The sequence below is a fragment of the Roseateles asaccharophilus genome, from assembly GCF_004362405.1.
Lineage (GTDB): Bacteria > Pseudomonadota > Gammaproteobacteria > Burkholderiales > Burkholderiaceae_C > Kinneretia > Kinneretia asaccharophila.
In genome coordinates, this window is the sequence record NZ_SNXE01000001.1 from 1,012,005 (window position 1) to 1,027,049 (window position 15,045).

The 15,045-nt window shown below is 69.4% G+C and carries 15 protein-coding genes and 1 tRNA gene; 12 read left to right on the forward strand and 4 right to left on the reverse strand.

Features of this window, described 5'->3' with window-relative positions; genetic code table 11:
* Positions 1-4 precede the first annotated feature (4 nt).
* Both DFR39_RS04440 and DFR39_RS04445 read right to left on the reverse strand, forming a co-directional pair.
* The gene (locus tag DFR39_RS04440; protein ID WP_133602302.1) at positions 5-1,198 is read right to left on the reverse strand and encodes a CaiB/BaiF CoA transferase family protein; all 1,194 of its coding nucleotides are present in this window, start codon (positions 1,196-1,198) and stop codon (positions 5-7) included.
* Positions 1,195-2,124, reverse strand: a complete 930-nt coding sequence (locus DFR39_RS04445) for a hydroxymethylglutaryl-CoA lyase (protein WP_133602303.1) — start codon at positions 2,122-2,124, stop codon at positions 1,195-1,197. The genes DFR39_RS04440 and DFR39_RS04445 overlap by 4 nt, the downstream gene beginning before the upstream one ends.
* Before the next feature lie 60 nt (positions 2,125-2,184).
* On the opposite strand from DFR39_RS04445, the gene DFR39_RS04450 reads away from it, so the two are divergent.
* From DFR39_RS04450 to DFR39_RS04460, 3 genes are all read left to right on the forward strand, one after another.
* Positions 2,185-2,904, forward strand: coding sequence for an IclR family transcriptional regulator (locus DFR39_RS04450; protein WP_133602304.1), 720 nt, complete (start codon positions 2,185-2,187; stop codon positions 2,902-2,904).
* A gap of 64 nt (positions 2,905-2,968) precedes the next feature.
* On the forward strand, positions 2,969-3,961 hold the full coding sequence (locus DFR39_RS04455) for a 2-dehydropantoate 2-reductase (protein ID WP_133602305.1): 993 nt from the start codon (positions 2,969-2,971) through the stop codon (positions 3,959-3,961).
* 101 nt (positions 3,962-4,062) lie between these two features.
* Positions 4,063-5,187, forward strand: a complete 1,125-nt coding sequence (locus DFR39_RS04460) for a glycerophosphodiester phosphodiesterase family protein (protein ID WP_133602306.1) — start codon at positions 4,063-4,065, stop codon at positions 5,185-5,187.
* Between the two features lie 36 nt (positions 5,188-5,223).
* Here DFR39_RS04460 and DFR39_RS19800 read toward each other — a convergent pair whose 3' ends face one another.
* Positions 5,224-5,370, reverse strand: a complete 147-nt coding sequence (locus DFR39_RS19800; RefSeq protein WP_162849426.1) for a hypothetical protein — start codon at positions 5,368-5,370, stop codon at positions 5,224-5,226.
* Between the two features lie 89 nt (positions 5,371-5,459).
* Positions 5,460-5,909, reverse strand: a complete 450-nt coding sequence (locus DFR39_RS04465) for an Lrp/AsnC family transcriptional regulator (protein WP_133602307.1) — start codon at positions 5,907-5,909, stop codon at positions 5,460-5,462.
* 155 nt (positions 5,910-6,064) lie between these two features.
* On the opposite strand from DFR39_RS04465, the gene DFR39_RS04470 reads away from it, so the two are divergent.
* From DFR39_RS04470 to DFR39_RS04510, 9 genes are all read left to right on the forward strand, one after another.
* A complete protein-coding gene (locus DFR39_RS04470) occupies positions 6,065-7,159 on the forward strand; it encodes a saccharopine dehydrogenase family protein (RefSeq protein WP_133602308.1) in 1,095 nt (364 codons plus the stop codon).
* Positions 7,160-7,173: 14 nt separating this feature from the next.
* On the forward strand, positions 7,174-8,691 hold the full coding sequence (gene amaB, locus DFR39_RS04475) for an L-piperidine-6-carboxylate dehydrogenase (RefSeq protein WP_133602309.1): 1,518 nt from the start codon (positions 7,174-7,176) through the stop codon (positions 8,689-8,691).
* Positions 8,692-8,752: 61 nt separating this feature from the next.
* Positions 8,753-9,781 (forward strand): DUF1338 domain-containing protein, encoded by a 1,029-nt coding sequence (locus DFR39_RS04480; RefSeq protein ID WP_133602310.1) that lies wholly within the window; start codon positions 8,753-8,755, stop codon positions 9,779-9,781.
* A gap of 1 nt (position 9,782) precedes the next feature.
* Complete coding sequence (locus DFR39_RS04485) at positions 9,783-11,189, forward strand: FAD-binding oxidoreductase (RefSeq protein WP_133602311.1); 1,407 nt, start codon at positions 9,783-9,785, stop codon at positions 11,187-11,189.
* 112 nt (positions 11,190-11,301) lie between these two features.
* Positions 11,302-11,386 (forward strand) — tRNA-Leu (locus DFR39_RS04490).
* Between the two features lie 288 nt (positions 11,387-11,674).
* Entirely contained in the window at positions 11,675-12,040 is a 366-nt protein-coding gene (locus tag DFR39_RS04495) for an HU family DNA-binding protein (protein WP_133602312.1), read from the forward strand.
* 250 nt (positions 12,041-12,290) lie between these two features.
* Positions 12,291-12,599: a hypothetical protein gene (locus tag DFR39_RS04500; RefSeq protein ID WP_133602313.1), complete on the forward strand. Its 309-nt coding sequence runs from the start codon at positions 12,291-12,293 to the stop codon at positions 12,597-12,599.
* Between the two features lie 134 nt (positions 12,600-12,733).
* Positions 12,734-13,519, forward strand: a complete 786-nt coding sequence (locus DFR39_RS04505) for an enoyl-CoA hydratase-related protein (protein WP_281277223.1) — start codon at positions 12,734-12,736, stop codon at positions 13,517-13,519.
* Between the two features lie 14 nt (positions 13,520-13,533).
* Positions 13,534-15,045, forward strand: coding sequence for a 3-hydroxyacyl-CoA dehydrogenase (locus DFR39_RS04510; RefSeq protein ID WP_133602315.1), 1,512 nt, complete (start codon positions 13,534-13,536; stop codon positions 15,043-15,045).

Below are 15,045 nucleotides of genomic sequence, written 5' to 3' on the forward strand. Positions count from 1 at the left end.
GTGCTCAGAGCACCACGCCCTCGGCCCGCAGGGCTGCGACTTCTTGCTCGCCATAGCCCAGCGCGGCCAACAGCGCCGCGTTGTCCGCCCCCAGCTGGGGCGCGGGCCGGCGCAGGGGCAGGCGCTGGCCATCCAGGCTCAGGGGCAGCAAGGGCAGCCGGGTCTCGCGGCCATCGGGCAGGGTGCTGGGGGCCAGGCCGCCGGTGGCCTGCAGATGCGGGTCGTCAAAGAGCTGCTCGGGCCGGGTGATGGGTGCGAAGGGCAGGCCCTGGGCCTCGAACACCGTGGCGATCTCGGCCGCGGTGCGCGCGGCCAGGCGTGTGCGCAGCGTGGGGATCAGGTGGGGCCGGGCCTGGACGCGCAGGTTGTTGCTGGCCAGCGCGGCGTCTGCCGCCAGATCCTCAAAGCCGAAGGCCTGGCAGAACAGGGCCCACTGCGTGTCGCTCACCACGGCCAGGAAGATCTGTTCGCCGCCCGCCACGGTGAAGACGTCGTAGATGCCCCAGGCCGAGATGCGCTCGGGCATGGGCGCGGCCGGCTTGCCGGTGATGGCGTACTGCATCATGTGCTGAGCCACCAGCAGCACATTGTTCTCGAACAGGGCCGATTGCACCTGCTGGCCGCGGCCGCTGGCGTGACGCTGCTGCAGGGCGGCCAGCACGCCGATGGCGCCGAACATGCCGCCCATGATGTCGTTCACCGAACTGCCGGCACGCAGCGGGTCGCCCGGCCGCCCGGTCATATAGGCCAGGCCGCCCATCATCTGCACCACCTCGTCCAGCGCGGTGCGGTGCTCGTAGGGGCCGGGCAGAAAGCCCTTGTGCGAGACATAGATCAGGCGCGGGTTCAGGGCCGAGAGCGCCGCATAGCCCAGGCCCAGGCGCTCCATGGTGCCGCTCTTGAAGTTCTCGCTGAAGACATCGGCGCCGGCCAGCAGCTTGAGCACGATCTCCAGGCCGCGCGGCTGCTTGATGTCCAGGGCCAGGCTCTTCTTGTTGCGGTTGAAGAGCGGGTAGAAGCCCGCGCCCGAGCCCAGCAGCTGGCGGGTGTTGTCGCCCGTGAGCGGTTCCACCTTGATGACCTCGGCACCCAGATCGGCCAGCACCATGCCGCAGGTCGGCCCCATCACCATATGGGTGAACTCGATCACCCGGATGCCGGCCAGGGGCAGGTCTTGCGTGTGCTTGGCTTCGCTCATGCTTGGAATCCTTTGGGCAGGCCGGCCTCGGCCAGCATGCCGTACAGCGCCTCCTGGGGCAGGCCCTCGCGCAGCGGCGCGCGGGCGGCCAGCAGGCGCTCGAGGTTGATACCGGTGCGCACGCCCATGGCCTCGAACATGAAGACCAGGTCCTCGGTCACCACATTGCCCGAGGCGCCGGGCGCATAGGGGCAGCCGCCCAGGCCGGCCAGGGAGGCGTCGAAGGTGCGCACGCCGGCCTCGTAGGCGGCCAGGCAGTTGGCCAGGCCCAGGCCGCGGGTGTTGTGCAGGTGCGCGGCCCCGGCACGCTCGCCCAGCTCTTGGCGCAGGCGCGTGAAGAGCCGCCGCACCTGGGCCGGGTTGGCCATGCCGGCGGTGTCCGAGAGGCCCACATCGTCCGCCCCCGCCTCGGCGCAGGCCAGGGCCAGGCGGATCACGGCGTCTTCATCCACCGCCCCCTGCAGGGTGCAGCCGAAGGCGGTGGACAGGCCCACCTCCACGCCCATATCGGGCGCCTGCTCGCGGCGCAGGGCCAGCACGCTGCGTAGCTCCTCCAGCATGGCCTGCGGGGTCTTGCGCACATTGGCCAGGGAGTGGGCCTCGCTCACCGAGATGGGCAGACTGATCTTGTGTGCACCCGCCGCGATGGCGGCCTCGGCCCCGCGCCGGTTGGGTACCAGGGCCAGGGTGGCGAGGCCGGGCAGGCCGCGCGCAAAGGCGATCAGCTCACCGGTGTCGGCCAGCTGGGGCAGCAGGCGGGCCGGCACAAAGGAACCCAGCTCGATTTCGCGCAGGCCGGCGGCATGCAGGGCGGCCACCCAGCGCTGCTTGGCGGCCGTGGGCATGGTGGTGGCCACGCTCTGCAGGCCGTCGCGCGGGCCCACCTCGCTGATCAGGACCTCGGGTGCCTGGGTGCTGCTTGACATGTTCTATCTGATGGAACAAAGTTCTAAAAAGTATCGCCTTCAGGCCCGCCCGCGTCAACCATGCCCCGCAAAGCCGCCACGCCCTCCCTGGCCGACACCGAAGCCGCCCCCGGTGGCGTGGCCGCGGCCGACAAGGCCCTGAGCCTGCTCAATGCCTTTCGCGCCGGCGACAGCACGCTGAGCCTGAGCGAGCTGGCCGAGCGCACCCAGCTCTACAAGAGCACGGCCCTGCGCCTGCTGGCCTCGCTGGAGCATGCGCAGCTGCTGCAGCGTCGGGCCGACGGGCGCTATGCCCTGGGGCCGGGCCTGGCGCGGCTGCACGGCCTTTACGCCGCCTCCTTTTCGCTGGAAGCCGAGGTGATGCCGGTGCTGCAGGCTCTGGTGGCACGCACACGCGAGAGCGCGGCCCTGCATGTGCGCCAGGGCGAGCAGCGCCTGTGCCTGTACCGTGTGGACTCGCCCCAGCCCCTGCGCGACCATCTGCGCGCGGGTGATCTGCTGCCTCTGGAGCGCGGCGCGGGCGGGCGCCTGCTGCTGGCCTATGGCGGCGCGCGCGGCAAGCTCTATGAGCGCATCCGCGCCGAGGGCCTGGCCGAGCTGGATGGCGACCGCGTGGAGGGCCTGGCCGGCCTGGCCGCGCCGGTGTTCCGCGCCGGCGGCGAGCTGGTGGGCGCCCTGACCCTGAGCCTGCCCAGCAGCCGGCTCAAGCCCGGCCTGGGCGAGACGCTGCGCAAAGCCGCGAGTCAGCTCAGCCGTCGCTTGGGGGCGGAGCAGAACTGACGTAGATTCGCGGGCGCAAGCCGGCACAGCGCCGGTGCGAACAAGTCAAGCGAGGGAAAGCAGCATGAGTTTCAAGGTGTGCATCGTGGGGGCGGGCGCCATTGGCGGCTGGTTCGGCGCCTATCTGGGCCACAAGCTGGGCGCCGAGGTGCAGCTCAGTGCCCTGGCGCGCGGCGCCACGCTGGCGGCATTGCGCGCGCAGGGCCTGCGGCTGGACACGCCGACCGGTGAGAGCCTGAGCGTGCCGCTCATGGCCAGCGACAGCACCCAGGCCCTGGGTCCGCAGGACCTGGTGGTGGTGGCCGTCAAGGGCCCGGCCCTGGCCGCGGTGGCGCCCGCCGTGCGCGCCCTGATGGGGCCCGAGACCCGGGTGCTGGTGGCCATGAACGGCGTGCCCTGGTGGTTCTTCCGCGGCCTGGGCGGCCCGCTGGAGGGGCAGGCCCTGGAGACGGTGGACCCGGGCGGCCTGATCGCTGCGCAGATCCCGGCCGAGCGCGTGATCGGCTCGGTGGTGCACGCCAGCTGCGCCACGCCCGAGCCGGGCCGGGTGCGGCATGTGATGGGCATGGGCCTGATCCTGGGCGATCCGGCCGGCGGCCGGCCCGCGCATGTGGAGCAGCTCGCGGCCCTGCTGCAGCGCGCCGGCTTCAATGCCACGGTGTCGGAGCGCATCCAGCGCGACATCTGGTTCAAGCTCTGGGGCAATATGACCATGAACCCGATCTCGGCCCTGACCGGCGCCACGGCCGATCGCATCCTGGACGACGAGCTGGTGCGCGGCTTCGTGACGAACGTGATGCGCGAGGCCGCCGAGATCGGTGCGCGCATCGGCTGCGGCGTGGACCAGACGCCCGAGCAGCGCCACGAGGTGACGCGCAAGCTGGGCGCCTTCAAGACCTCCATGCTGCAGGACACCGAGGCCGGCCGCCCGCTGGAGCTGGACGCCCTGGTGGCCGTGGTGCGCGAGATTGCGCAGAAGCTCGGCCTGGCCACGCCGCACACCGATGCCATGCTGGGCCTGACCCGGCTGATGGCGCGCACGCGCGGCTTGTACTGAGTCTGCGGCATGCGCAGAGCGCCCAGACCTTGCGCGGCCGGTGCCGCTCTGTCACGGCGCGCTGGCAGCATGGCCGGCGTGTACCCCATAAGGAGAGCGCCATGCCGATCAAGACCCCTGCTGTTCGATCCTGGGCCGCCGCCCTGCTGCTGACCCTGTCCGGCGGCTGGGCGCTGGCCCAGCCTCTGCTGATCGCCCACCGCGGTGCCAGCGGCCACCGGCCCGAGCACACGCTCGCGGCTTACGAACTGGCGATCGAGCAGGGCGCGGACTACATCGAGCCCGATCTGGTGATGAGCAAGGACGGGGTGCTGCTGGCCCGCCACGAGCCGCTGCTGGCGCGCGTCGAGCTGGAGGCCGATGGCCGCACGATCAAGCGTGGCGCGGATGGCAAGCCGGTGCTGCATCGCACCGACACCAGCAGCAATGTCTGGCAGCTGGACAAGTACGCGGATCGCCTGACGGTGAAGCTGGTCGATGGCCGGCCGATGGCGGGCTGGTTTGCCGAGGACTTCACGGCTGCCGAGATCCGCGCCGACATTCGCGCGCAGGAGCGCCTGCGCGACCTGCGTCTGGCCAACAAGGCCTTTGATGACCGCCTGCCCATTCCCACGCTGGACGAGGTGATCGCCCTGGCCCAGGCGCGCGGCGTGGGCATCTACCCCGAGACCAAGCACCCCAGCTACTTCAAGGCCTTCACGGATGCGGCTGGCCTGCCGCGCATGGAAGACACCCTGCTCAAGGCCTTGCACGCGGCCTGGGGCAACCGCGCCGAGGCGCCGGTCTTCATCCAGTCCTTCGAGGTGGCCAATCTGCAGTACCTGCGCGGCAAGACGAAGCTGCGCCTGGTGCAGCTGCTCAGCGCCAATGGCAAGCCCTACGACTTCAACGTGGCGGGCGATGCGCGCGGCTATGCCGAGCTGGCCCAGCCCGCGGGGCTGGACTTCATCAAGCGCTACGCGGATGGCGTGGGCCCCCATCTCAACCTGATGATCCCGCCCAGCGGCGCGGCGACGCCGCTGATTGCCGAGGCCCACAAGCGCGGCCTGAAGGTGCATGGCTGGACCTTCCGCGCCGAGAACAGCTTCCTGCCGGCCGAGTTCCGGCGCGAGGGCCAGGCCCTGGGCGATATGGCCGGTCAGCTTAAGCGCTTTCTCGATCTGGGCATGGACGGCTTCTTTACCGACCAGCCCGACGTCGCGGCTGAGGCGCTGAAGAAGCGCTGAGTCATCAGGGCGGCGGGGCGGCCCAGTCGGCTCCGCTCAACTCAGCATCTGGCCCAGACCCCAGAGCAGGGCCGGATAGGCAATGCCCCAGATGGCGAGCACCAGCGTGACCACCTTCAGCGCGGTCACGGCCCGGTGGGCGCGACTTGCGTGCAGGACTTGCGACAGAGACTTGGCAGACATATCGATGCACTCCGGAGGGGAAGGACTGGGGCACTCTGTGCAATACCCGTGCCTAAGCCTCGGAGCCTGTGCCGGCCGAGCATCGGGCATCAAGCGCTGCGATCCACCCGCAGCGCCAGCACCACCGAGCTGGTGGTCTTGATCACGCCCTCGATCTCGCCGATCTCGTCGAGCAGCGCATCCAGGCGCATGGTGGACTCGGCGCGCAGCACGGCCATGTAGTCGAACTCGCCGCTCACCGAGGCCAGCTGGCGCAGCTCGGGAAAGCTCGTCAGCTTCTTGACCACCTCGCGGCCCGCGCGCGGCTGCACCGTGACGCCCACAAAGGCCTGCACGCCGCGGTCCTGGGCCTCGCTGCCCAGCTTGGCGGTGTAGCCCACGATCACGCCGGCCGCCTCCAGCCGGGCCAGGCGGGCCACCACCGTGGTGCGCGCAATGCCCAGTTTGCGTGCCAGCTCGGCCGTGCTGGCGCGGGCATTGGCCTGCAGCAGGGTGATGAGCTGGCGATCGGTCTGGTCCTTGGCGGCGGCCTCGTTCATGGATAACCCTTGTTTCTGACGATGTGTAGCGCAAGTTTGTCATAACGTCAGATTGAGCTCTTGTTTCGACGAAACATCGCTTTCTTTCGTCCGCACTCATTCCTAGACTGCGCCCCATTCCGGACCGCATTTCTTTGGATACGAGGAGACACCCCATGAAGATCGCCCTGCTCGGCGCCGGCCACATCGGCCAGACCATCGCCCGCCTGCTGCACGCCACCGGCGACTACCAGGTCACCGTGATCGACAAGAACGCCAAGTACCTGGCCGTGCTGGCGGCCGAGGGCATTGCCACCGCCGAGGTGGACACCGCCCACCACGGCGCCCTCGCCGCCCAGCTGCGCGGCAAGGACGCGGTGGTCAATGCGCTGCCCTACCACCTGGCCATCACCGCCGCCACCCTGGCACGCGAATGCGGCTGCCACTACTTCGACCTGACCGAGGACGTGGCCGCCACCAAGGCCATCAAGGAGCTGGCCCAGGGCAGCAAGACCGCCTTCATGCCGCAGTGCGGCCTGGCGCCGGGCTTCATCGGCATCGTGGCCCATCATCTGGCCAAGCAGTTCGACGAGGTGCGCGATGTACAGATGCGCGTGGGCGCGCTGCCGGCCTTCCCCACCAACAAGCTCAAGTACAACCTGACCTGGTCGGTGGACGGCCTGATCAACGAGTACTGCCATCCCTGCGAGGCCATCCATGGCGGCGAGTTCATCTCGGCCCTGCCGCTGGAAGGTTTGGAGCATTTCTCGCTGGACGGCGTGGAGTACGAGGCCTTCAACACCTCGGGCGGCCTGGGCACCCTGTGCGAGACCTGGTCCGGCAAGGTCAAGAACCTGGACTACAAGACCGTGCGCTACCCCGGCCACCGCGATCTGATGAAGTTCCTGCTGGAAGACCTGGGCTTGGCCGCCGACCAGGAGAAGCTCAAGGACATCATGCGCAAGAGCATGCCCGCCACCATGCAGGACGTGGTGCTGGTCTTCGTCACCGTCTCGGGCATGAAGAACGGCACCCTGTTGCAGGAGGTGTTCGCCCGCAAGATCTTCGCCGAGCGCGATGCCAAGTCGCCGCTCTCCGCCATCCAGATCACCACGGCCGCCGGCATCTGCGCCGCCGTGGACCTGTTCCGCGAGGGCAAGCTGCCCCAGCAGGGCTTCATCCGTCAGGAAGAGGTACAGCTGCCGGAGTTCCTGGCCAACCGCTTCGGCAAGGCCTATCAGCAGTCGCGCCAGGTCGAGAGCATCGGCTGAAGGAAAATCGATTCATGAGCAAGCAAACCCAAGACCTCCTGAGCGCCCTGGGCGTTCCCAGCAGCGCCTACACCGGCGGCAGCCTGATCGTGCGCAGCCCCATCGACGGCGCGCAGATCGGTGCCGTGCCCGAGGCCAGCGCTGCCGACATGACCGCGGCCATCGCCCGCGCCCAGGCCGCCTTCCTGCAATGGCGCACCGTGCCCGCGCCCAAGCGCGGCGAGCTGGTGCGCCTCTTTGGCGAGGAGCTGCGCGCCCACAAGATGGACCTGGCCCGCCTGGTCTCGCTGGAGGCCGGCAAGGTCACGAGCGAGGGCGAGGGCGAGGTGCAGGAGATGATCGACATCTGCGACTTCGCCGTCGGCCTCTCGCGCCAGCTGCATGGCCTGACCATCGCCAGCGAGCGCCCCGGCCACCGCATGATGGAGCAGTACCTGCCCCTGGGCGTGGTGGGCATCATCTCGGCCTTCAACTTCCCGGTGGCGGTCTGGGCCTGGAACTCGGCCCTGGCCCTGGTCTGCGGCGATCCCTGCGTCTGGAAGCCCAGCGAGAAGACGCCGCTCACCGCCCTGGCCACCCAGGCCCTGTTCGACAAGGCCCTGGCCCGCTACCAGGCGGCCGGCCATGCCGCGCCTGATCACCTGTCCCAGCTGCTGATCGGCGGCGCCGCCGTGGGTGAGGCCCTGGTGGACGATGCCCGCGTGGCCCTGGTTTCGGCCACCGGCTCCACCCGCATGGGCCGCGCCGTGGGCCCGCGCGTGGCGGCGCGCTTCGGCCGCTGCCTGCTGGAACTGGGCGGCAACAACGCCATCATCGTGACGCCCAGCGCCGACCTGGACTTGGCCGTGCGCGGCATCCTCTTTGGCGCCTATGGCACCGCCGGCCAGCGCTGCACCACCACGCGCCGCCTGATCGCGCACGAGACCATCCATGACGAGCTGGTGGCCCGCCTGGACCGCGCCCGCGCCCAGCTCAAGATCGGCTCGCCCATCGAGGCCGGCAATCTGATCGGCCCGCTGATCGACCAGGGCGCCTTCGATGCCATGCAGAAGGCCCTGGCCGCCGCGCGCGAGCAGGGCGGCGAGGTGAGCGGCGGCGGCCGTGCCCTGGCCGAGCAGTACCCCGAGGCCTGGTACGCCGTGCCGGCCCTGGTGCGCATGCCGGCCCAGACCGAGATCGTCAAGCACGAGACCTTCGCGCCCATCCTGTACACGCTGAAGTACAAGAGCCTGGGCGAGGCCATCGCGCTGCAGAACGAGGTGCCGCAAGGCCTGTCCTCGGCCATCTTCACCAATGACATCCGCGAGGCCGAGCTCTTTGTCTCGGCCAGCGGCTCGGACTGCGGCATCGCCAATGTGAACATCGGCACCTCCGGCGCCGAGATCGGTGGCGCCTTCGGCGGCGAGAAGGAAACCGGCGGCGGCCGCGAGTCCGGCTCCGACGCCTGGAAGGCCTATATGCGCCGTACCACCAACACGGTGAACTACTCGCGTGAGCTGCCGCTCGCACAGGGCGTCAAGTTCGACGTCTGATTGCTTCTATCCTTGACACGCCCCGCCCCTGCGGGGCGTTCTTCCATCTGGAGTTCCTGAGATGACGACGAATCCCCTGGAGACGGGCCTCTTCCGCCTCCTGTCTTCCCTGCTCGGCGAGGCCGAGGCCCAGACCGCTTTCGCGCAGCTGCAGCTGCTGCCGGCCCTGCTGCAGCCGGTGGGCGAGCGCGTGACGCGCGCCGAGCTGGCCCAGGCCCTGAACATGGCCCTGTTCGTGGACGTGACCCGCCGCGTGCCGGCCGGCGCGGCCTATGTGGCCGACTGCCAGCGCGCCGGCCAGCGCCTGGTCTTTGACCATGGCGCCCTGCGCACCGTGGCCTGGCCCAGCGGCGCCCTGCCGCCCGGCGAGGCCGCCATCACCCGCGTGCTGCGCCCTCTGGGCTTTGCTCATGCCGAGACCTATCCGCTGACCCGGCTCAAGATGACGGGCCGCAGCTGGCGCCACCAGGACTTCCCGGAGGACATCGCCCAGTTCTTCGTCTCCGAGCTGCACCCCGAGCAGTTCAGCGGCGAGTTCCAGGCCGCGGTGAGCCGTGTGATCGGCGCCTCGCGCGACCCGCTGGGGCCCGAGGATCTGGCCGCGCTGGAGCGTCTGGCGCGCGACAAGCAGCTGCCCTGGGGCGAGGCTCTGCGCCTGCTGCCGCGCCTGCGCGCCTGCTTTGAGCGCCAGCATGGCGTGTTCGAGCTGGCCGACTACGAGCGCCTGCTGGCCGAGTCCGCCGAGATGGCCTGGATCGCCACCGAGGGCAATGCCTTCAACCACGCCACCGACCGCGTTGCCAATATCGAAGCCGTGGCCGATCTGCAGCGCGCCCTGGATCGTCCCATCAAGGACACGATCGAGACCTCCAAGAGCGGCCGCGTGCGCCAGACCGCCTTCCGCGCGGCGACGGTGCAGCGCCAGTTCCTGCATGAGGGCCAGCTGCTCAGCCGCAGCGTGCCGGGCAGCTTCCACGAGTTCATCCAGCGCGAGCGCGACGAGCAGGGCCTGGACCTGCGCTTCGACGCGGGCAATGCCACCGGCATCTTCAAGATGACGGCCGGCGCCGCGCCGGCCGAGGCCTGCTGAGATGAGCCCGGCCTTTCTCGAGGCGGCCCGCGCCATCGTCGGGCCGGAGTTCGCGCTGGCGGGCTCGGACATCGAGCCGCGCTATCTGGAGCCGGCGCGTTATGCGCCGGGCCAGGCCGCGGCCCTGCTGCGTCCGGCCACCGCGACCCAGGTGGCCGAGCTGGTGGCCCTGGCCGCCGCGCATGACCTGACCCTGGTGCCCCAGGGCGCACACACCGGCCTGGTGCGCGCCGCCACGCCCACCGATGCCGGCCGCCATGTGCTGCTGGCCACCGACCGGCTGCGCGAGCACTTCGATTTCGACCCGCTGGACCGCACGCTGCGCGTCTCCGCCGGCTACAAGCTCAGCGAGATCAATGAAAGGCTGGAGCCCGAAGGCCTGTTCTTTCCCATCGACCTGAGCGCTGACCCCAGCGTGGGCGGCATGCTGGCCCACAACACCGGCGGCACTCGCATGCTGCGCTATGGCGATGTGCGGGCCAACACCCTGGGCCTCGCCGTGGTCCTGCCCCAGGGCCAGGTCTTGCAAGCCGGCCGCGGCCTGCAGAAGGACAACACCGGTCTGGCCCTGCAGCAGCTCTTTGTGGGCAGCTCGGGCTCGCTGGGCCTGATCACCGAGGCCACGCTCAAGCTGCACCCGCTGCCGCGCCAGCGTGCCGCGGCCCTGGTGGCGCCGGCCGATGTGGAGTCCGTTCTGCCGCTGTATCAGGCCCTGATGGCCAGCGAGCTGGCCGGCCTGGTCAGCGCCTTCGAGGGCATCTCCAGGCCCGCGCTGCAGGCGGCGCTGGAACATCTGGGCGATGCAGGAAAGCTCTTCGATGGCCAACTGCCCGAGTACGCCCTGCTGATTGAGCTGGCCAGCGAGCTGCCGGCCGCGCGGCTGGACCTGAATGCGTTGCTGCAGGAGGTGCTGGAGCGCGAGTTCGAGAGTGGCCGCGTGGTCGATGCCGTGATAGGCGCCGACGAGGAGATCTGGGCCCTGCGCCACAGCATCAGCGAGGGCCTGCGCGACTGGGGCAAGGTGATCGGCTTCGACATCTCCCTGCCGCGCCGCCACTTCATGCGCTTTCGCGCCGAGGGTGCGGTCTGGCTGGCCAAGCATTTCCCGCCGGCGCGCCTGGCGGACTTTGGCCATCTGGGCGATGGCGGCCTGCACTTCAACCTGGCCTGGCCGCATGAGGCGCCGCCGCTGGACGCCGAGGCCATGGCGCGTCTGCGCGCCGGCATCAATGACATCGTGCTGCGCCTGGGCGGCAGCTTCAGCGCCGAGCATGGTGTCGGGCCGCAGATCCAGCAGGCCTACTGGCAGCTGAGCGATCCGGTGGGCCTGCGCCTGGCGGGCGAGATCCAGGTCTTGCTAAACCCCAAGCAGACCCTGGGCCTGACGCGATTTGGGCCCGCCGAATGAATATGCTTGCGCATCCAGAAAAATGCGTGCTATAGTTCGGCCTCTTCGCTGATGACGCAAGACGGAAGCGAAGACAAATCCTGAAAGCCAGAGCTGAAAAGTTCTGGGACTAGCCCAGGTGGCGGAATTGGTAGACGCACTAGTTTCAGGTACTAGCGGGTAACTCCGTGGAGGTTCGAGTCCTCTCCTGGGCACCAAATACGAAGGCCAGCACGCAAGTGCTGGCCTTTTCGTTTTGGCCGTTCGGTGCTGTCGCGCCGCATGCAAGCGTCGAGCACGTGCTCACTGCCGCACCCCGATCACCGTTTTGATGGAACGATGATCACAGTCGCTGGCAGTGATCCTCGTTTTATCGAAACTCCGACCTGCGCTTGCAGCAACGATCATCGTTTTCCCTCGTCGCCATCGGGTGTGGCGTGGATTCTGGGTGAGAATGGCGCCGCCCGAGATGGTCGGGCGACATCACTTTGAACTGAGACTCAGGAATGAACAAGACCGAACTGATCGAGCACCTGGCTGGCAAGCATGAGCTGACGAAGGCCGAGGCCGGCCGCATCATCGAAACCCTGCTTGACGCCGTGGTCACCACCGTCAAGAAGGGTGGCACGGTTTCCATCCCCGGCTTTGGCTCCTTCAAGCAGCACGCCCGCGCTGCACGCACCGGCGTGAACCCCAGCACCGGCGAGAAGATCAAGATCGCCGCCGCCAAGCTGCCGAAGTTCACTCCGGGTGCTGGCTTCAAGGCCGCCGTGGATCCCAAGGCTGCTGCCCGCAAGGCCGAGAAGGCCGGCAAGGCCGCTCCCAAGGCCGCTGCCAAGCCGCCCGCCAAGAAGGCCAAGGCCAAGAAGTAAATTCTTGCCTCAGCAAGCCGCCTAGGTTTGCGCCCCAGCAGGCCGGCACACCTTGTACGAGGTGGCCGGCCTTTTTGTTTGTGCTGGCTGCCCCATTGCCTCCTGCCCCAGCGAATTCCCATTCCCGTCCCGGCAAATCCCAAAAGGGCGCACAAAGCAAGAGTGCTGCTCCTACCCGCAGTCGCGGGTAGTCCGTCGCAAGCACCCTGGATAAGCTGGCAGCTCATCCAACCCAAGCCCACAGACATCCATGCACAAGAAGCAAGCCCTCATCGCGCTGTCCCTCCTCGCCCTGGCTGGAGGGGCTGCGGCCCAGAGCACGCCCGAGAGCCTGCGCGCCGAATGCGCCGCCAAGCACCAGCCTGCACTCAGCGCCAAGCCCGCAGCCAACGAGCATCGCTTTGTCTACTACAAGGGCCAGTACCGTGGTGAGCAGCAGGCGGGCAAGCCTCTGGCCTGCGCCGAGGCGCAGTACGCGGCCTTTCTGGATACCCTGGATCCGGTGCGCGTGATGTCCGCCTATCCCACGGCCGCGGGCCGTCCCTCCACCAAGCCCTGACGCAGGCCGCTGCGCTTGAGTGCCTGCAGGCGCTGCGCGCCTGCACGATGACGGCCAGGTCCGTGGCGCGCACGGTGGGCCAACGCGGGCTGCGATACTTCCTGCCATCAACAAGAAGTAGCAGGAGTTCTGCGGTGGAGACTTTGCATATCGCGGTGGATCAGCGCGGCGTGGCGCGCCTGACCATGACCCGTCCGGAGGTGTTCAACGCCTTCAACGAAGCCATGATCGACGAGATGGCCCAGGCCGTGGCGCGCCTGTCGGCCGACCCGCATGTGCGCATCGTCGTGCTGGCAGGAGCCGGCAAGGCCTTCAGCGCCGGCGCGGATCTGCAATGGATGCAGCGTGCCGCCCAGGCCACGCAGGACGTCAATCTGGAAGATGCACGGCGCTTTGCCGGCATGCTGCAGGCCCTGGCGGACTGCCCCAAGCCCACGCTGGCGCGGGTGCATGGCCTGGCCCTGGGGGGCGGGGTGGGGCTGGCGGCGGCCTGCGATATCGCCCTGGCCACGCCGGACGCCAAGTTCGCCGTCAGCGAGGCGCGCTTCGGCATCCTGCCCGCCGTGATCGGCCCCTATGTGATCAATGCCGTGGGGCCGCGCCAGGCACGCCGCCTGGCCCTCACCGCCAGCCGCATTCCGGCCTCCGAGGCCCTGGCCCTGGGCCTGGTGCAGGAGGTGGCGGAGGACATCGACGCCGCGCTGGAGCGCTGGATTGCCGAGCTGCTGCTCAATGGCCCCGGCGCCTTGGGCGAGATCAAGGCCCTGTTTGCCCAGCTTGAGGTGGGGCCCGTCACGCCCGCAGTGCGCGAGCTGACGGCCCAGACCATCGCCCGCGTGCGCATGGGCCAGGAGGCCCGCGAGGGCTTTGCGGCCTTTCTGGCCAAGCGGCCCGCCGCCTGGGTGCCCCACAAGGATTGAGGACGGATAGCTTGATGAGCGATTGGATTGTTGCGAAGCGCCCCGCGGCCGAGGCCGCCGTGGGCGTGATCGGGGCCGGCGTCATGGGCGCCGGCATTGCCCAGGTGGCGGCCCAGGCCGGCCACCCGGTGTTGCTGCTGGATGTGCGCGAGGGCGCGGCCGCCGCCGCCATTGCGCAGATCGCCAAGGGCATGGACGGCCTGGTGGCCAAGGGCCGCATGGCGGCCGAGGAGCGCGAGGCCGTGATGGCCCGCATCCGCCCCGCCAGTGCCACCGCCGAGCTGCGCGAGACCGCCCTGGTGGTGGAGGTGATCGTGGAGAAGCTGGAGCCCAAGCAGGCCCTGCTGCGCGAGCTCGATGCCCTGCTGCCGCCGGGCGCCATCATCGCGTCCAACACCTCCTCCATCAGCATCACCGCCCTGGCCAATGGCATGGCCGATCCCGGCCGCCTGGTGGGCATGCACTTCTTCAACCCCGTGCCGTTGATGAAGCTGGTGGAAGTGGTCTCCGGGGCCGAGACCGCACCCTCGGTGGCCGAGGTCATCTTTGAGCTGGCGCGCCGCTGGGGCAAGACACCCGTGCATGCCAAGAGCACGCCCGGCTTCATCGTCAACCGCATCGCCCGGCCCTATTACGCCGAGACCCTGGCCCTGTTGCTGGAGCAGGCCGGCACGCCGGCTCAAGCGGATCGCGCACTGCGTGGCGCGGGTTTCCGCATGGGGCCTTGCGAGCTGATGGACCTGATAGGGCATGACACCAACTTCCTGGTCACGCAGTCGGTGTTCGAGGCCAATTTTGGCGATAAGCGCTATATGCCCTCCCTGGTGCAGCGCGCCCTGGTGGACGGTGGGCGTCTGGGCCGCAAGGTGGGCAAGGGCTTCTACGAGGGCCTGCCTGCCGCGGCGGTGCCGGTGGCCGCGCCTACGGGCCCAGCGCCCCAGCCCACGCTCTGCGGCCGCGGCGGTCTGGTCGATGTGCTGGCCGGCTGGCTCACGCACAAGGGCATTGCCTTCGCGCGCGGCGAGTCGGCCGACTGGTGCGGTCTGCAGCTGGGCGAGCTTCAGCTGCATCTGAGCAGCGGCCGCAGCGCGGCTCAGCTGGCGCATGAGCGCCAGCATCCGGCCCTGGCCGTGATCGACTGGGTGCTGGCCCCCGACCGCTGCGACGCCCTGGCCCTGGCCTATGCGCCTCAGGTCAGCGCCGAACAGCGCGCCGAGGCCGAGGACCTGCTGCGTCATCTGGGCTGGGAGCCCCTGGTGCTGCGCGATGTGCCGGGCCTGGCCGTGGCGCGCACCCTGGCCATGCTGGTGAACGAGGGCGCCGATGCCGTCTGGCAGGGCGTCTGCGACGAGGCCGGTGCCGACACCGCGATGAAGCTGGGTGTGAACTACCCGGCCGGCCCCTTCGAGTGGCTGGCCCAGCTGGGCGCGCCCGTGGTGGTGGAGCTGCTGGACGGCTTGTTCGCCGCCTACCGCAGCGAGCGCTACCGCGTCAGCCCCTTGCTGCAGCAGCGACGCTGGTCCTGA